The 18,473-nt window shown below is 41.4% G+C and carries 15 protein-coding genes and 3 tRNA genes; 9 read left to right on the top strand and 9 right to left on the bottom strand.

Annotation, left to right across the window (positions count from 1 at the left end):
• Window positions 1-12: 12 nt before the first annotated feature.
• Entirely contained in the window at window positions 13-1,725 is a 1,713-nt protein-coding gene (gene pilB, locus ACH63V_RS03055) for a type IV-A pilus assembly ATPase PilB (RefSeq protein ID WP_311070288.1), read from the bottom strand.
• Between the two features lie 289 nt (window positions 1,726-2,014).
• Here pilB and tpiA point away from each other — a divergent pair, with 289 nt between their 5' ends.
• From tpiA to ACH63V_RS03100, 9 genes are all read left to right on the top strand, one after another.
• Window positions 2,015-2,809, top strand: a complete 795-nt coding sequence (tpiA, locus tag ACH63V_RS03060; protein WP_396462687.1) for a triose-phosphate isomerase — start codon at window positions 2,015-2,017, stop codon at window positions 2,807-2,809.
• Window positions 2,810-2,821: 12 nt separating this feature from the next.
• Window positions 2,822-3,151 (top strand): preprotein translocase subunit SecG, encoded by a 330-nt coding sequence (secG, locus tag ACH63V_RS03065; RefSeq protein WP_002156913.1) that lies wholly within the window; start codon window positions 2,822-2,824, stop codon window positions 3,149-3,151.
• 56 nt (window positions 3,152-3,207) lie between these two features.
• Window positions 3,208-3,292, top strand: a tRNA-Leu gene (locus ACH63V_RS03070).
• A gap of 38 nt (window positions 3,293-3,330) precedes the next feature.
• Window positions 3,331-3,407, top strand: a tRNA-Met gene (locus ACH63V_RS03075).
• An 89-nt stretch (window positions 3,408-3,496) separates the two neighbouring features.
• Window positions 3,497-3,573 (top strand) — tRNA-Met (locus ACH63V_RS03080).
• Between the two features lie 215 nt (window positions 3,574-3,788).
• Window positions 3,789-4,313 (top strand): ribosome maturation factor RimP, encoded by a 525-nt coding sequence (rimP, locus tag ACH63V_RS03085; protein WP_151283486.1) that lies wholly within the window; start codon window positions 3,789-3,791, stop codon window positions 4,311-4,313.
• A gap of 37 nt (window positions 4,314-4,350) precedes the next feature.
• A complete protein-coding gene (nusA, locus tag ACH63V_RS03090; RefSeq protein WP_263612804.1) occupies window positions 4,351-5,835 on the top strand; it encodes a transcription termination factor NusA in 1,485 nt (494 codons plus the stop codon).
• A 10-nt stretch (window positions 5,836-5,845) separates the two neighbouring features.
• Window positions 5,846-8,545: a translation initiation factor IF-2 gene (gene infB / locus ACH63V_RS03095; protein WP_396462688.1), complete on the top strand. Its 2,700-nt coding sequence runs from the start codon at window positions 5,846-5,848 to the stop codon at window positions 8,543-8,545.
• Window positions 8,545-8,946, top strand: a complete 402-nt coding sequence (locus ACH63V_RS03100) for a ribosome-binding factor A (protein ID WP_002157043.1) — start codon at window positions 8,545-8,547, stop codon at window positions 8,944-8,946. The genes infB and ACH63V_RS03100 overlap by 1 nt, the downstream gene beginning before the upstream one ends.
• Before the next feature lie 56 nt (window positions 8,947-9,002).
• Here ACH63V_RS03100 and ACH63V_RS03105 read toward each other — a convergent pair whose 3' ends face one another.
• The 8 genes from ACH63V_RS03105 to ACH63V_RS03140 all read right to left on the bottom strand — a co-directional run bounded on the left by ACH63V_RS03105 (window position 9,003) and on the right by ACH63V_RS03140 (window position 18,469).
• Window positions 9,003-9,407: a Na+/H+ antiporter subunit G gene (locus ACH63V_RS03105; protein ID WP_396462689.1), complete on the bottom strand. Its 405-nt coding sequence runs from the start codon at window positions 9,405-9,407 to the stop codon at window positions 9,003-9,005.
• 12 nt (window positions 9,408-9,419) lie between these two features.
• Entirely contained in the window at window positions 9,420-9,695 is a 276-nt protein-coding gene (locus ACH63V_RS03110; RefSeq protein ID WP_002053531.1) for a monovalent cation/H+ antiporter subunit F, read from the bottom strand.
• A complete protein-coding gene (locus ACH63V_RS03115) occupies window positions 9,692-10,219 on the bottom strand; it encodes a Na+/H+ antiporter subunit E (RefSeq protein ID WP_263612807.1) in 528 nt (175 codons plus the stop codon). The genes ACH63V_RS03110 and ACH63V_RS03115 overlap by 4 nt, the downstream gene beginning before the upstream one ends.
• A 2-nt stretch (window positions 10,220-10,221) precedes the next feature.
• Complete coding sequence (locus tag ACH63V_RS03120) at window positions 10,222-12,033, bottom strand: monovalent cation/H+ antiporter subunit D (protein ID WP_396462690.1); 1,812 nt, start codon at window positions 12,031-12,033, stop codon at window positions 10,222-10,224.
• A complete protein-coding gene (locus ACH63V_RS03125; RefSeq protein ID WP_000624229.1) occupies window positions 12,033-12,401 on the bottom strand; it encodes a Na+/H+ antiporter subunit C in 369 nt (122 codons plus the stop codon). Before ACH63V_RS03125 ends, ACH63V_RS03120 begins: the two co-directional genes overlap by 1 nt.
• Window positions 12,398-15,247 carry a monovalent cation/H+ antiporter subunit A gene (locus ACH63V_RS03130; protein ID WP_396462691.1) on the bottom strand — a complete coding sequence of 950 codons (2,850 nt, stop codon included), beginning with the start codon at window positions 15,245-15,247 and terminating at the stop codon, window positions 12,398-12,400. The genes ACH63V_RS03125 and ACH63V_RS03130 overlap by 4 nt, the downstream gene beginning before the upstream one ends.
• 313 nt (window positions 15,248-15,560) lie before the next feature.
• Window positions 15,561-16,943, bottom strand: coding sequence for an AAA family ATPase (locus tag ACH63V_RS03135; RefSeq protein ID WP_396462693.1), 1,383 nt, complete (start codon window positions 16,941-16,943; stop codon window positions 15,561-15,563).
• 23 nt (window positions 16,944-16,966) lie between these two features.
• Window positions 16,967-18,469, bottom strand: coding sequence for a UvrD-helicase domain-containing protein (locus ACH63V_RS03140; protein ID WP_016803971.1), 1,503 nt, complete (start codon window positions 18,467-18,469; stop codon window positions 16,967-16,969).
• Window positions 18,470-18,473 lie beyond the last annotated feature (4 nt).

Raw genomic sequence — 18,473 nt, forward strand, 5'->3', positions numbered from 1 at the left:
TTAAATAGTGTCTTATTCACTGGTCACACGGTTAACTTCTTGTAGGGAAGTCACGCCTTGCATCACCTTTTTTAAACCTGAACGACGTAGATTATTAAACCCCAGTTTTTCAGAAGCAGCCGCGATTTCTAGAGCGTTGCCATCTTCCATAATAATCTTGGAAATCTCAGGTGTAACTTTCATTACTTCATAAATACCGACACGGCCTTTATAGCCTTCACGACATTCAGGACAACCTACCGGTTGAAAAACGCGAAAGTCTGGATGTGCTAAGTCTTGTTCGGTAAAACCCATTTCTAATAGGCTTTGTTTAGGAATATCAGCAGGTATTTTGCACTGAGAGCAAAGACGTCGCGCTAAACGCTGTGCAATAACGAGGTTTACTGATGTTGCAATATTAAAAGAGGGGACTCCCATATTGCGTAGACGGGTTAGCGTTTCTGGAGCACTGTTGGTATGTAGCGTCGACATCACCATGTGACCCGTTTGTGCAGCTTTAATTGCGATTTCTGCTGTTTCCAAGTCACGAATCTCACCCACCATAATAATGTCAGGGTCTTGACGTAAAAAGGATTTAAGCGCGGCAGCAAAAGTGAGACCTACTTTTGGGTTCACGTTAACCTGATTAATACCTTCGAGGTTAATTTCCACTGGATCTTCGGCAGTAGAAATATTAGAACTTTCAGTATTTAAAATATTTAAACCTGTATATAAAGATACAGTTTTACCAGAACCTGTTGGTCCAGTAATTAAAAGCATGCCTTGTGGTTTATCTAAAGCTTCCATAAATAAAGCTTTTTGTTCTTCTTCGTATCCTAATGCGTCAATCCCTAGCATTGCGCTTGATGGATCAAGAATACGTAGAACTAGCTTTTCACCAAACAAAGTCGGAAGTGAGTTCACACGGAAATCAATTGCTTTAGTTTTTGAGAGCTTAAGTTTGATACGACCATCTTGTGGGACACGTTTTTCGGAAATATCCATTTGAGACATTACTTTTAAACGTGATGCCAAACGGTTCGCAAGTTGTAAAGGCGGATTGGCAATTTGACGTAACACGCCATCGACACGATAACGTACCCGATATGACTTTTCATACGGTTCAAAATGTAAATCTGAAGCACCCATACGAATGGCATCAATGAGCAACTTATTAATATATTTAACAATAGGTGCTTCATCACCTTGTGGCGTTTCTTCTTCATCCTCTTGAGTGGTAGGGCCATCAAGACTGACATCAAGATCAAACTCTTCATCATTAAAGTCAAAGCTGCTTTCTTCTGCAAAATGTTGACCTAAAACTTTTTCGAGTTTATGGTGCTCGACAATGACAGGCTCAACCATCAGTTTGCTGTTAAAACGGATCGCATCAATCGCTTCAATATTGCTTGGATTGCTGGTCGCGACATATAAAATTTGCCCTCTTTGAATAAGTGGCAAAATCCGATGTTTTAAAATCAGTTTTTGATCGACCAGATCTTTAGGAATCTGAGATGTGTCATAAACATCTAGATCAAAATATGGTTCAGCAAACTCAGCAGAAATTGTTTCAGCCAATAAAGAAGGGGAGAGATGAACCTCTTCAATTAAATATGCGACTGTATCCTGCTTAGCTCTCTTTGCTGCATCTAATGCATTTTGCATGGTCGCTGCCGACACATGCTTTTCTTCGACTAAACGCCGAAAAAACCCCGTAAATTTTGGAGATGTATGTAATGCTGACATCTGCCTGCCTATGCTAATGTGTTTATAATTGGTATATGAAAAATTATACTTTTGTTATGTAAAATTACTACCTTATAAAATGTTGCTCTAGTCCTACTCAGACTGTTAAAGCTTGAACCAGTCGAAGTTTTTATAGATTAATTTTTAAAATGTTTAAGTTTGAGTCCTTATAAAGTTTTTTTAATTTCAAAGAGTAGAAAAGATATAAGTAATCCCATTAAAGAAAAGTATCTGAAATTTGTATAAATGCGTGTAGAATGTGCTGCATTTTTGATGAAAGGTGAGCAGTATGTCGGGTTCGACGATTACGCCTTGGGTAGTTGGCAACTGGAAAATGAATCCAATGCGTGCTAACGCCAACCAACTTATAGAAGAATTTAAACAATTATTGCAACAAAACCAAATTGCAGATGAAAGCTGCCATGTGGGCGTTGCCCCTGTTTCTATTGCACTTACAATAGTACAGGCGCAATTGCAGGATGCTGCAAGAACAGTATATACGGTTGCGCAAGATGTATCGCGTGTTGCAGGTACAGGTGCTTATACGGGCGAAGTTAGTGCAGAATTATTAAAAGATAGTCAAATTAATTTCGTACTGGTCGGACACTCTGAACGCCGTGATATTTTTGGCGACAACGTGGAAATTTTGAAAGCGAAACTCCAAAATGCATTAAATGCGGGTTTGACTGTCATTTATTGTGTGGGTGAAAGTCTTGAACAGCGTGAGCAAGGTCAGGCAGAGCAAGTTGTTTTACAGCAAATTTGTGATATTGCATCGGTAGTGACCGCTGAACAATGGCAAAACCAAGTCGTGATTGCTTATGAACCTATTTGGGCAATTGGTACAGGTAAAACAGCTTCTCCACAAGATGCACAAGCGATGCACGCTAAAATTCGTGAAGGCTTATGTCAGCTTACTTCAGCAGGTTCAGATATTGCTATTTTATATGGTGGTAGTGTAAAAGCTGAAAATGCTGTTGAATTAGCTGCATGTCCAGACATTAATGGTGCGTTGGTCGGCGGTGCTTCATTAAATGCAGCATCTTTTTATCAAATTGTACAAGCCTTCGCGCAAAGCAAATAACGAGGATAGGGTATGCACTCTTTTGTACTTGTTGTACATATTATTTTAGCGGTACTGATGATTGCATTGATTTTAGTGCAACACGGTAAAGGCGCAGATGCTGGTGCTTCTTTTGGCGGCGGCGGTGCAGCAACTGTATTTGGTGCATCGGGTTCGGGTAATTTCCTTACTCGCCTGACTGCTGTTTTAACTGCGTTGTTCTTTGTAACGAGTTTAACTCTCGCTGTTTTTGCGAAAAAACAGACGACGGAAGCATATAGCTTGAAAACTGTACAAACAACAGCACCAGCTCAAACAACATCGCCTGAAACTTCACCAAATGCACCAAAAACGGGTCAATAATTCGAAATAGGGCTTTCCTTTTGCAGTTGGAAGGACTAGAATGCGTCCCACAAGCTGCGGTGGTGGTGGAATTGGTAGACACGCTACCTTGAGGTGGTAGTGCCTTCGGGCGTGGGGGTTCAAGTCCCCCCTTCCGCACCAACTTTGAACCAGAAAGTTGAGTGCAAGCAGTTTATTGATGCGGGATGGAGCAGTCTGGTAGCTCGTCGGGCTCATAACCCGAAGGTCGTTGGTTCAAATCCAGCTCCCGCTACCAATTTGATTAAGGTGCAACTTAATCAAGCGAATATTGGGTAAGTTTACATTGACTTTTTTCGATATTTGTATATAATTTTTGCACGTTGATGCGGGATGGAGCAGTCTGGTAGCTCGTCGGGCTCATAACCCGAAGGTCGTTGGTTCAAATCCAGCTCCCGCTACCAAGTTTCTTAAAAGAGGCTCACAGACAGGTGGGCCTTTTTGCACAGTGGACTATTGTTTTCTGTGCTACATAGGGGCGATTAACGCCCTTTTTTATTGGTTATCGTATCGCTATCGTGTAGTGTCGACATCAATTGGTCAAATAGTCATGCTTCACTATAGTAGGTCTGTGTCGGTTAAAACAACCGATTGAATCGCACGAGAATGACGAGAGTAAATGAAATTATCAAATAAATCCCAAGCATTGTATGACATGATTGCTCCAGCAGTGCAGGCATGTGGTGTTGACCTGTGGGGAATTGAATTCCTTCCACAAGGTAAACGTTCATTATTGCGTATTTATATCGATAGACCGGTTGATGAAAATGCTGAACCAGTGATTAATGAAGATGGTGAAGTAGAACAAGGTCGTGGTATTGGCGTACAAGATTGTGTACGAGTTACACAACAAGTCGGCGCGATGTTGGATGTTCATGATCCGATTTCAGGTGAGTATTCTTTAGAAGTTTCTTCACCAGGTTGGGATCGCCCATTTTTTCAACTCGAACAATTGCAAAGTTACATTGGACAACAAGTTGCTTTGCGTTTAATTGCAGCAGTAGAAAATCGCCGTAAATTTCAAGCAAAACTCCTTGCTGTAGACCTTGAAAATGAAGAGATTCAGGTTGAAGTTGAAGGAAAGCATGTGCTTGATATCGACAGCAACAATATCGATAAAGCAAACTTGATCTATCAAGATTAAATTTATTTAAATTATATAAGAAATCGGTAGGTGACTTATGGGCCGCGAAATTCTTACCGTTGTAGAAACGGTTAGTAATGAAAAAGGTGTTAGTCGTGAAGCGATCTTCGAGGCTTTAGAACAAGCTTTAGTTGCTGCAACGAAGAAAAGATTTTACGAAGGTACGCATGCTGAAGAAGCTCAGCTTCGTGTAGAGATTGATCGTAAAACTGGTGATTACCGTACGTTCCGTCAATGGACTGTAGTGGCAGATGAAGATCATGAAATGCCAGCTTGCCAAGATGCGATTTCTGACGTTGATCCATCTAAATGGTCAATTGGTGACGTGCGTGAACTCGAAGTAGAATCTATTGAGTTCGGTCGTATTGCTGCACAAATTGCAAAACAAGTTATCGTACAAAAAATCCGTGAAGCTGAGCGTGCTTTAGTTGCTGATGCATACGAATCTAAAGTGGGTGAGTTGATCTACGGTGAAGTGAAAAAACAAACCAAAGATGGCTTTATCATTGACTTGGGTGATAACGCAGAAGCTTATCTTGCTCGCGAAGAAATGATTCCTAAAGAAATCCTTCGTCCAAAGCAACGTGTAAACGCTATCTTGTATAATGTTAACCGTGAAGGCCGTGGCGCACAGTTGTTGTTATCACGCGCTAAGCCTGAAATGTTAATTGCTTTGATGAAAAAAGAAATTCCTGAAATTTCTGAAGAAATTATTGAAATTAAAGCAGCAGCACGCCAACCGGGTGTTCGTGCTAAAATTGCAGTTAAAACAAATGATCACCGTATTGATCCTGTAGGTGCATGTATTGGTATGCGTGGTACGCGTATTCAAGCCGTACAGCAAGAGTTAAACGGTGAACGTATTGATGTAGTGGTCTGGTCTGATGATCCAGCTCAATACATTGCTAGCGCATTAGAACCAGCTGATGTTTCAGGCATCGTGCTTGATGAAGATGCAAGAAGTGCCGATATTATTTTTGCAACCAGCGATCAATTAGCTCGTGCAATTGGCTCACAAGGTCAAAACGTTCGTTTAGCTTCTGATTTAACTGGCTACAAACTCGACATGATGCTTGAAGAAGAGTATCGTGCTCGTCAGCAAAATGAAGCTCAGCAATATCTCGACATGTTTGTATCACGTTTAGATATTGAAGAAGATTTAGCAATGGCATTGGTAGAAATGGGCTTCACTTCTTTAGAAGAGATTGCTTATGTTCCTGCTGAAACTTTTGACGAAATTGAGCTTGATGCTGAATTGGTTGAGTTATTGCAAAGTCGTGCAAAAGAAGCAGCTCTTACTGATGCTTTGAAACAGCAAGAAAATATTCAAGAACCGAGCGCAGACCTTCTCACAATGGAAGGCATGACTTCTGAGATCGCTTACTCGCTTGCCGCTCGCGGTATTATTACCGTTGATGATTTGGCAGATCAGGCTACTGACGATATCTCTGATATTGAAGGTCTTGGTCATGAAAAAGCTGGTCAATTGATCATGAAAGCTCGCGAATCATGGTTTAACTAGGAGATGAAATATGACGGACAAGTCGATTAAAGAGTTAGCTCTCAGTGTAGGACGTCCTGTTGAGAAGCTCCTAGAACAGGCTCGCGAAGCAGGTTTGCCTCAACGTACAGCAGACGACATTATTACCACTGAACAACAGGACACTTTAGTCAATCATTTGAAAAAAGTGCATGGTCAGGAAAGTGGTAACACAGGAAAAATTGCGTTGAAACGTAAAACAACCAGTACCGCTAAAGTTGCAAGTACTTCAGGTAAAGCAAAAACAATTAACGTAGAAGTACGTAAAAAACAGGTTTTTGCTAAACCAAATCCAGAACAAATTGCAGCAGAAGCTAAAGCGCGTGCAGAAGCAGACGCTAAAGCACGTGCAGATCAACAAGCGCGTGATACTGCAGAGCAAAAAGCGCGTCTTCAAACAGAGCAAAAAGCAAAAGCAACTTTAGATGCGATGCGTGCTGCTCACCAACAAGATAGCGCTGCACAGTCAGCTCCTAAAGCTGCTGTTGTAGTGAAAAAACGTGGTGGTGGTACAGTAAAACCTGCACCAAAACCAGCAGAAACATTAGAGCAAAAGAAAGCGCGTGAAGCTCAAACAGCTCAGTTAAAAGCAACTGAAGAAGCTGCACGTCGTAAAGCGGCTGAAGAAGCTCAGCAACGTACGCTTGAACAAATGCGCAAAATGGCATCTAAATATTCAAATGACGATGCTACTACTACAATTCGTGTAATTGATGATTCTCCACTTGCTTCAGGTCTTGTTGGCCAAGCTTATGAAGATTCATTCAAGCAAGAAGACCGTGAAATTAAACGTGGTGGCGCAACTACTAACCCGCGTGCTGGTAAGAAAGGCGGCCGTCGTGGTCAAGAAGAGCAAAGCTTCGTTAACCATAACAAACGTGGTTTAAAATCAAGCCAAGCAAATAAGCATGGATTTGAAAAGCCAGTTAAAAAGCAAGTCTATGATGTAGAAATCGGTTCAAGTATTGTTGTTGCCGATCTTGCTCAAAAAATGGCGATTAAAGTACGTGAAGTTATCAAAACACTTATGAAAATGGGTGAGTTGGTTAACCAAGATCAAGCGATTGACCAAGATACAGCGGCACTTGTTGTAGAAGAAATGGGACACAATCCTGTTCTAGTTTCTGATACACAAGCGGAAGATAACTTGCTTGAAGCGGCTGAAGAAGCACGTGGTGAGCAAACAACTCGTCCACCAGTTGTTACGATTATGGGTCACGTTGACCATGGTAAAACATCATTGCTTGACCGTATTCGTCGTTCGAAAGTGGCGGCAGGTGAAGCAGGCGGTATTACACAGCATATTGGTGCGTATCACGTTGAAACAGACAAAGGAATTATTACATTCCTTGATACACCGGGACATGCTGCGTTTACTTCAATGCGTGCACGTGGTGCTAAAGCAACAGATATCGTGGTATTAGTTGTTGCGGCAGATGATGGTGTAATGCCACAAACTGCAGAAGCAATTGACCATGCTCGTGCAGCAGGTACTCCAATTATTGTTGCAATCAACAAAATGGATAAAGAATCTGCTGATCCAGACCGTGTGTTAAATGAATTAACAACGAAACAAATCGTTCCAGAAGAATGGGGTGGTGATGTTCCGATTGCTAAAGTTTCTGCACATACTGGACAGGGTATCGATGAACTCCTTGATTTAATTCTTATTCAATCAGAATTGATGGAATTAAAGGCATCTGCTGAAGGTGCTGCGCAAGGTGTTGTTATTGAAGCGCGTGTTGATAAAGGCCGTGGTGCAGTAACTTCTATTCTTGTTCAAAACGGTACATTAAATATTGGTGACCTTGTTCTTGCAGGTTCATCTTATGGTCGTGTCCGTGCAATGTCTGATGAAAACGGTAAGCCGATTAAATCAGCAGGACCATCTATTCCAGTAGAAATTCTGGGTCTTCCAGATGCTCCAATGGCAGGTGATGAAGTTCTTGTTGTAAATGACGAGAAGAAAGCACGTGAAGTTGCCGATGCTCGTGCTGACCGTGAACGTCAAAAACGTATTGAACGTCAAAGCGCGATGCGCCTTGAAAATATCATGTCGTCAATGGGCAAAAAAGATGTTCCTACAGTGAACGTTGTTTTAAGAACAGACGTACGTGGTACTTTAGAAGCATTGAATGCCGCTTTATATGAACTCTCTACTGATGAAGTAAAAGTTCGTGTAATTAGTTCGGGTGTTGGCGCGATTACAGAGTCTGATGTGATTCTTGCTGAATCTTCAGAAGCTGTATTGTTAGGCTTTAATGTTCGTGCTGATACAGCTGCTCGTCAGAGAAGTGACCAAGATGGTATCGACATTCGTTACTACAGCATCATCTATGAATTGATTGATGATGTGAAAGATGCCATGAGTGGTAAACTTGCTCCTGAACACCGTGAAACAATCTTGGGTGTTGCTGAAGTACGTGAAGTATTCCACTCAAGTAAGTTTGGTGCAGCAGCAGGCTGTATGGTACTTGAAGGTACATTACATCGTAATAAACCGATTCGCGTATTACGTGATGACGTGGTTGTGTTCCAAGGTGAGCTTGAATCATTACGCCGCTATAAAGATGTAGTTGAAGAAGTTCGTGCTGGTATGGAATGTGGTCTTGCGGTGAAAGGTTATAAAGACATCAAAGTACAAGATAAGATCGAAGTATATGATGTTCAATTGATTAAACGGAGTCTTTAATGGCGGGTAGCCAACGCTTAAAGCGAATGGCGGATTCAGTACAGCGTGAGCTGTCTGATCTAATCCGTCAGGAGTTAAAAGATCCGCGTCTGGGTGGTCTAGTGACCATCTCAGCCGTGAAAGTCAGTGCTGATATGGGATATGCTGAAGTTTACGTTACCGTTATGGGACGTGAGCTCGGTGACGAACAAAGTGAAGCAGCGAATAAAGAAACTTTAGATGTATTGAATAAAGCTTCTGGTTTCTTGCGTCATGAACTTAGTCGTCGTATTAAAACCCGTATTACACCTCGCTTACGTTTCCATTACGATAAGACGAATGCATATGGTAACTATATGTTTGGTCTTATTGAAAAAGCGGTACAAGATTTACCGGAACGTAAGTCAGATGACGAAGAGTAATTCCTACTCAAAATAAAAAAGCCACCTTTGGGTGGCTTTTTTATTTATTCAAATTTTTATTCCTTGGGAGGTTCCATCGGAGGTTTGTTTTGTGAAAAGCGCTGTCCGATTTTGTAACGATCCCATGGTAATGGGCGTTCAATAGCTTCAGGAACTTCACCACTCAGCGAGCGTAAGCGTAAATGTAGCGCTGCTTGAGCAATTAAATTGGCTGAAACAGGTGCCGTAATAAAAGCCAAAAGTGTAATAAGTAATTCGGCAAAACCAAAGCGACCTTGGAAAGCAAAAAAGATCATTGAAGCAATTAAAAAGCTACCTAAGCCTAATGTGCTCGACTTGGTAGGTGCATGTAATCGCATAAATAAATCGGGTAGGCGTACCATTCCGATTGAACCGACCAACATAAAGAATGAGCCAAAAACTAGAAAGATCGAAACAATAATTTCCATTGTAAATTGCATTTTGACCTCCCTTTAATCGATCACATGGCCAGTGGTGAAATAACGTGCCAAAGCAGCTGTCGAAACAAACCCTAGCATGGCAACCAATAAAGCCCCTTCAAATAAAGAGGTGGTGGTCCAATAAATACCTAATACAACAATGAGGCAAGTTGCATTTAGAAAAAGAGTATCGAGTGCTAAAAGGCGGTCTACAATTGATGGTCCCATCACCATCCGAAAAAGACACAGCAACATAGAGATCGTGATGGCAATCAAGCTAATGCCAAGTGCATAAGGTAGGATGGTCATGTGTTGTCCTCCGATTTGCTTCTCACATCAAAAATTTCCATGAGTGGAGCCTCATAGCGTTGTTTGATGTCTTGCACATCACTTTCAGTATTTTCTGTACTGAGCGAGTGTACCAAAATGTCACCACGCTCTTGATCAATACCAGCAGAGACTGTACCCGGTGTTGTGGTAATAATCATTGCCAGTAAAGAATTTACTTGCTCATGTTCTGTTTCTAGCGGTACACGGTACCATTTTGGATGCAATTTTTTTGGTGACCCTAACACCAGTTTAGCAACGCGAAAATTGGAAACAATAATATCCCACAGTACAACAAAGCATAGTTTTACTGCTGGTTGCCAATGAATGTGGGGTGTTCTAGTAATAAAAGGTCGAACCAATCGAGGAATCACAAGTCCCAAAATTACAGCCATAAGTAGGTCGCTCGCATCAAGACTATGCGAGAGCATTAACCAAAAGATAATAATTAAAAAAGAAACAAATGGATGCGGGAACCAGCGGTCAAGCAATTTAGATAGCTGCATTGTTATGGCTCCATAGGTTTCAGTTGACTTTCATCAGCAATGGTTGGTGTTTGCAATTTTTCTTGCTGCTGAATTTGGCGATGTTTATATTCAGAAATATGTACACCGTTGAATGTGTCTTTAGAAATAATGTCCGGAACGAGATAGGCATTATGATCTTCAACTTCTCCACCGTATTTTGTTTCAGGTAAATAAGTTGAGTCATAAGGCTGGACACTAATGACTTCGCCGTTTTGATCAGTCTTAAGAATAGATTGCTGATATAAGGCATGATTTTGAATTTGCTGAGCAGTACTTGTGGTGTAGTGCAACACAGGTGAAGCAAACACAACATAAGCCACTAAGCCTGCAAGCAAAATATAAATCACTGAATCATTACGTGGCGGTGCTCGTTCAGGTAAAGCACGATAAATAATATAAGCAGGATTGATTGGGTCTTCCTCTGGTGGTGAAGCACGCCAGAATAAAATAAATCCGACTCGTGTTAACGCAATAATACTTAATAGACTGACCACAAGCACAATACCAATAACCCAGCCTTGATATGCAGTTTCAACAGTCGCTTGTAAAATAAATACTTTACCAAAGAAGCCACTAAAAGGTGGTAAACCTGCGAGCATCATGGCAATTAAGAAGTAAGTCAGCATCGCTGCTTTTTCTTGCTTAATTCTTGGCGCAATTTTTAAATGGTCTTTAAAGTCACCACGCTGTGACGTCATCCAGCCACAGAACAAGTAAAATGCTGCACCAATCAGTGTACTGTGGACTAAATAGAATAGTGCCCCTGACCAAGCTTGCGTATTTGACATCGCAATGGCAGTCAATAATGTGCCAATCGAAGACAGCACCATAAAACCAACAAAACGTCTGAGGCGATCTGCACCGATTGCACCAATCACGCCATATAAAGAAGTCACTAAGCCAATTGGAAGTAACCAACTTTTAAAGATTTCTTGGCTAAGTACATCGTTAAATACCGTTCCATTGACACGCAAAATAGCATAGATGCCTACTTTGGTCATAATGGTAAAAATCGCTGCGACAGGTGTACTTGCAACGGCATAAGTTTTTGGTAGCCAAAAACCAACTGGTAGCATGGCCGCTTTAATACCAAACACGACAAATAAGAGTAAGGCGCCAGCGACTGCTAATTTGTGTTGATCTGCATCTAAAGTGGGTAAAAGGCGTGAAACGTCAGTCATATTTAGACTGCCTACACTGCCATAAATCATACCAAGCCCAATTAAGAATAGAGCAGAGGCTAAAAGGTTGATAATGACATAGTGTACGCCAAGCTGAAAACGCGGTTTGCCTTGTCCATGTAATAAGAGGACATAGGACGCCATAAGCAAGATTTCAAAGAAAACAAAAAGGTTGAATAAGTCGCCTGTCAGAAATGCTCCGCATAATCCCATTAAAAGAAAATGGAATATGGCGTGGAAATAGCGGCCTCTCGTATCCCAGTTTTCACTGGCATACCATAAAACTGGAACTGCTAATGCATAGGTTAAAACCAGCATAAATGCAGAAAGTCGGTCGAGTACCAGCACAATACCAAACGGTGCTGACCACTCGCTCAACTGGTAAACCGTAATTTGATCAGTATTTGCAACAATAAGATAATTAATCGCAGTGACTAAACCCGCAATTGCTGAGACGAGGCTAATGCCACGGCGCCAAGGTTGTCGCCAATCTTCTTTTAATGCACCAGCGCCAGGGTTACCTAAAAGCAATAAGATAAAACCAGTGAATGCTGGGATGAGGATACTGAAAATTGGTGTATTAGCTTGCCAAAAAGATAAAAAATCAAACATCACGGCTCATCCTCACGTGGGTCGTATGTTGGAGAAATATCTTCTTTAGCATCAACGTGGTCACTACCTGATTCATAACGGCTGCGTAGGGCCAGTTGTACAATAAACGCGGTGGTCGCAAAACCGATAACGATTGCAGTTAAAACAAGTGCTTGCGGAAGTGGGTCTGTAATATTGGTGGTTTCAGTCAAGATTGCTGGTGAGCTCACTTGCAAGCGGCCCATCGCAAACAAAAATAGGTTAACTGCATAACCGAGTACGGCTAATCCCAATACCACAGGGAAGGTACGTGCACGTAAAATGAGATAGATGCCTGTCGCAACAAGTAGCCCAATCGCAGAGGCCAGTAAGAATTCTAAACTGATCATGATGATTTCTCTCCATGAGGTACAGGACCAGACATACTCGAATGGCGAGAGTCCCCTAATACAGAAATGAGTAGCATAGTGGCGCCTACCACTGTGATATACACACCCAAATCAAAGCTTGCTGCTGAAGCCAGATGTAGTTTTCCTAAAACTGGTAACTCAACATAGACATGAGCACTGGTTAAGAATGGACGTGCCCAGAACCATGCAGCAATACCTGTTAAGCCTGCAATTGTTAAACCGGAACCAATCCAGACCTCATAAAGACGACCAGATTGTGCTTTTAACATTTGTTCTGCTTGGTCTTGACCTAAAGCAATGTACTGAATAATGAGTGCCATTGAGGTAATTAAACCTGCAATGAAGCCACCGCCAGGGTAGTTATGTCCGCGCATAAAGATATAGACACTTACCACTAGCGCTAAAGGCAACACCCAAGAGGCTGTAATACGGAACATGAGCGGAGATGGGTTAAAGCGATAGGTGAGGCCTTGTGTCATGGTGGTGCCGTGTACGCGCATGCCATCCATAAGACAGAGCGCACCAATCGCAGCAATCCCTAGTACGGTAATTTCACCAAAGGTATCGAAACCACGGAAGTCAACTAAAATGACATTTACAATGTTAGAGCCGCCGCCAAGTGGTAAAGATTGCTGAGCAAAGAACCATGAAATCGAATTATGGTCACGCGTTAAAATGAGCCACGTAATCCAGCCAATACCCAAGCCACCAATGATTGCTAAAAATGCATCTCTCAAACGTCTAGTGCGAGTAGATTCATAAGGCGTAAGCTGTGGTAATAGAGATAAACTCATCAATAAAAGTACAGTCGTTACAACGTCTACTGTAATTTGAGTGAGAGCTAAGTCAGGTGCTGACATGGTAACAAATACCATAGTAACCACGAGACCAATTGCACCACTAATGAGTACCGCTTTAATGCGCTCATGATGGAACCAGAGCATCATCCAGCAACCCGAGAATAAGGTCAGCCAAAGAACAACTGCAATCCATGGTGCATGTGTGAGTTCGCGTGTACCTGTGGTAAGGCCTTGATTGAGTAAAGGCAAAGTGACCAGAATGATGCTAAAAGCAATCATTAAGAACAGGTAACTTTGTAGTGAACCATTCTCAGTTTTTTGTTTGATTTTTCGGCTGGTTAATAGCAAATGTTTTAAGAACAAATCAAATAAAACACGACCTTGTAAACGACCAAGTCGTGGGTCGAGGTCGATTTTACGAATCATGCCATCTTTTGCTAAAGCAAAATAGAAAAGCGTGCCGCCAATCAAAGCAATAATACTCATCACAAGAGGAGCATTAAATCCATGCCAGATTGCAAGATGAGTTCCTGCAAAATCAGGTTGCATTAGACTTGCACGTGTCACGCTATTAACTAAAGGCTCAACCAGTAGGGCAGGGAAAATACCCACCAAAATACATAGTGTCGCAAGTAATATGGCTGGTGCTCGCATGCCAATCGGTGGTTCATGGGCATTTTTATTTGGTACTTGTTTACCCAATGGACCATCAAAAAATACGCCGTGCACTAAACGAATTGAATAACTGACTGCAAAAATACCGGCAAGCGTTGCAATAATACTTGCAAAAATAACAGCTGAGCCTGAAAGGTTCGCCAACAGTTCAGTAAAGAACATTTCTTTAGAAATAAAGCCATTGGTCAGTGGAACACCTGCCATTGATGCAGCGGTAATCATGGTTAGCGTTGCGGTAAACGGCAGTAATTGCCATACCCCACTTAATTTTCTAAGATCACGTGTACCTGTTTCATGGTCAATAATCCCTGCAATCATAAACAGGGCAGCTTTAAAGGCTGCATGGTTAATAATATGGAAAATTGCAGCGGCAACCGCTAAAGGTGAACCAATACCTAATAAGCAGACAATAAGGCCTAAATGACTAATGGTGGAGTAAGCCAATAACCCTTTTAGATCTTCTTTAAAAATGGCAAAGCATGCAGCCATACAGAGTGTAAATAGGCCGACAAATGTGACAATGTTGTGATAAAGCGCGGCACCAATAAAGATAGGTGCAAGACGTGCTAATAAGAAAATACCTGCCTTAACCATGGTTGCAGAGTGCAAATAAGCCGACACCGGAGTGGGTGCTGCCATTGCATTGGGTAACCAAAAATGGAAAGGGAACTGAGCACTTTTAGTAAAAGCACCAAGTAAAATAAGCAAAAGCATCGGAACGAAAAGATGATGACTTTGAATAAGGTCTTTCATTCCGACAATATCATTAATTTCGTAAGTACCGGTGATTTGTCCTAGTAAGACAAATCCACCTAGCATGGCGAGTCCACCCATTCCTGTAATGGTGAGTGCCATACGCGAGCCGCGTTGCGCTGCTTCGTAATGACTCCAGTAACCCACCAGTAAAAATGATGAAATACTGGTAAGTTCCCAAAACACTAATAAAATAATTAAATTGTTAGAAAGGGAAATACCCAGCATTGCTGCCATAAACAGCATGAGTAATAAATAGAGTTTACTTAATGAATTTTTAGGGCCTAAATAATAATAGGCATAAATATAAATGAGTGTACCGATACCGGTAATAAGAAGAGAAAATAATAAACCAAGGGCATCAAGTCTAAAGCTCAGATTAATTCCTAATTGCGGTAACCAATCCCAACTTTGTTGAATGCTTGCACCACCAAGCACAGTTTTAGCCTGAGTCAGTAATAAACCAAAACTGGTTAAACTGACTCCGATCGCCCCTAAAGCCGTTACTCCACGTGAAAACCGTTGAAGCAATGAAACAAGGGTGGTGCCTAATATTAACGGTAATAAGATAATTATCGGTAGCACACTCGTATCCATATATAATTTAGACCGAAGCCTAAAGGTGAAATTTTAATTTCAGAATAGATAGGAATTCAAAGAGATTTCCAAAGCTTATATTCTGAAAACCCGACCAAATTAGAAAAATAAAGCGAGAAACAAGTTGTATTGCGCAACTTGAATAATAAAAACGCAAAATGAAATTTATTGTACACTAAAAAATCATTAAAAATCTGATGTTATTACATGCGGTAACAACATCTAGTGATTTTTCAGCTCAAAAACCAGATTTCATCATATATTTAGCGAATTCGGTTTTATTATAAAAATTGAGCTAAATGGATAATAAATTTTAAAGAGATGAGGTTTCTTCCGAAGTATCTCCTGTATGAATCATACGTAATAATTCATTTTTTTGTTGTTCATTTAAGCTTTGGATTTGCTGATACAAATTGTCAATTTGAGTGGTTGTAGGTTCGGTATCAAGCGGTAGAGGATCTATATGTGGCGCTAAAACTTCATCTCGGTGCAAGAGGGTGTAAAGGTGTTCAAGCTGCTGCTGAGTCGTATTTAAATCAAGTTGGCTTGCTTTGCCATGTTCTAATTTAAGGCATTGATAAGCAGCTGCATGTTCAAGTAACTCTTCACGGCTTCCAGTCACTATAATTTGTAAACGCGGAAATGCCTGATGAAGTCGATTTAAAATTTCTGAGCAATGCAGAGCATCTAGTTGTGAATCGATTTGGTCAATTAACAAAATTCCTTCACCTTCAAGGCAAGGGTCTAAGCTCAATGGGTTGAGCAAACAAAGTCTACGTACGACATCACCTATCAATGCAATCCATGTTTTAGTGGTATTGGAAAGTTGCTGAAAGACTAAAGCTTCACCCTTGTAATGCGCCATAAGTTGAAGACGTGGATGATATTGTAAATAGATGTCTTCAAGTTCCGGAAAAATAATCTTTAACGCCGATTTAAGTGCATATAAATTTGGCGAAGGCAGTTGTTTAGGTTGACCTGCCAATTCGATTTGAAGTTGACGTAAAAGTTCTTCCTGATTTTGTGGGTTTGATTGTTGAGAAATAATTCGTTGTACAACATGAGCTGCTTGTGCATTTTCAATATCGCTAATTTCACGCAGCCATTCAAAAAAACGAGCAAAGGTGGTAAACGGGATTAAGCTTATTTCATAAGCAGAAATAGACTGAGTAATCCCTGGCAGGTTTTTATTCAGCAAATTTATATCGTTAACAAATCGCTCAGATGGGTAGTAGGCAAGTAAGGGAAGGCCTTGAAGTGGGTCTTTTCTTGTGACTTGATGATAAAGGGTAATGGTTTGATCGAGCTGCTGAGTTTCGACCTGACTAATGCCCACGCCAGTTGCATTTAAGGTTTTAAATAGCTTCCAGCTACAAACAGATGTGTCGGTTTGCTGTGCAGAAGTGGTTTCAGGCAGTTGCCCGAACTCTGATGGAATATGAATGCTGACTTCTATTTTAGACTGTAACCGAGAATGGGTAATGTCTTGATCAGGCATGACTACGCCCGGGGTACGAACATCTTTCAAGCGAGCAGGAAACCACGTTAAAGCATGGTAAATATGCTTGAGTAGCATACTTTTACCGGTTGCCTGCTCACCTAAAATTAAAGTAATCGGTTGTTTATCATATTGAAACTGGATCTTTAGGTCATGAAACAGAGCAACATGTTTAAATTGGATGGATTCAAGTCTCATAGGCTCACCTAATTATGAGCGCTTCAACCAACCGACTTACGAAGACTTAAAGGCGCCCTTACTTTTAATTGTTGTATCAGATCATAAAGATGATGGATGTTTAGACTTACTTTAGCACGAGTACAGGCCACGTAAAGTAATCTTAATTCTTCATCTGTAATCTTGTGTTCTAAGCCATTAATTTTAAATTGATAGTCATCTTCAATATGGACACGATTCCACTCTAGTCCTTTTGCTTTATGGGCAGTTGAGATGACATAGTCAGCTTGCTCAAGGGGAGTAATTTTAGCAAGTGCCTTTTTTAATGGATCAGTACCGTGATCATCTACCAGTTTAACCAATGGTTTGATATCACTTCCTTCATTGGTTTCACAGTATTCATGTACATCGTGCCATGAGTTAAACCATGCTAACTCGGGAACGTCAGTAACTCGTTTTCCTTGCTTCAAGAGGCTTGCAGCATCTACAAAACGGTTTAGTTTTTGATGGTCTGCCTGCAAACTTACTTTATCGCCGTGAACTAAGCCTGCTAATAAAAGCTCCATTGCCCGAGCATTGGTACGACACAAAATCGCATCACGCATCTTGGTATGCGGTTTATTGACTACACTCGATTTCTGGTTCGGATTGCCAAGCAGCGGAACTGTTTCATTTAAACCACCTAGCAACGCATTGGCGACATCGGCAATTGCCTCTCCAAAACGGAAAGAAGTCGTTAAGCGAGACTCTGGCAAAGGCAGTTGTTGCATCGCATTAACTGCACCACGCCACGCGTAGATTTGCTGATGTGCATCGCCTACATAAATAACCTGCGTACTTTTTTGACGTAGTAAGATACCCAACATTAAAGGATCAGCATCTTGTGCTTCATCAAATAAGACATAATCGGCTGGAATGTTTGGTTCAGACAATGCCCAAAGTTTGAGGTAAATATCGTGACCAATTCCGGCTTGATGATTTGGGTCGATAGACTCTAACCAGCGCCGTTCAACAGCAGGGTAAAGGTGGGTCTGTAGCTCGGTAATATCGTCTGGATGTAACCAGTTGGGTGCCTGAATGTGTCGAGGAGCTGGGTATTGTGAGCTAGTCGAACAGAAATAACTCACCGCATTGGCAACAAGACTCGCTAGACGACTTGGCATTAAGACGTATTTTTCATAACGTCCACCCATCATGCGTCGTAACGTAATCGGTTCTAGTCGATATTCTTTAGCAATAAAGCTTGGACTTAAGCGCGGCAAGCGTAATTTATCTGTCACACCACGTGGCACACTACGAAACGCGAGCGAGTGGAAAGTACGGCAGTCTACATTGCGATGAAATTTGTTTTGAGCTTCGCCTGCAATCGCTTTGTTAAAAGCCAAATACATACCGCGCCGTTCAGGCATGGCATCGCTAATCATTTGTAATGTAGTAGTTTTACCTGTACCCGCATAGGCAATCACTTTAAATGATTGCCCAAGACGTCCGTTATCTATGGCAATGGCTTGCTCATAGGTGGCTTTAGGTTTTTCGATATTCGACACTGAG

The organism is Acinetobacter sp. ABJ-A23_2, assembly GCF_044538765.1.
GTDB lineage: Bacteria > Pseudomonadota > Gammaproteobacteria > Pseudomonadales > Moraxellaceae > Acinetobacter > Acinetobacter nosocomialis_A.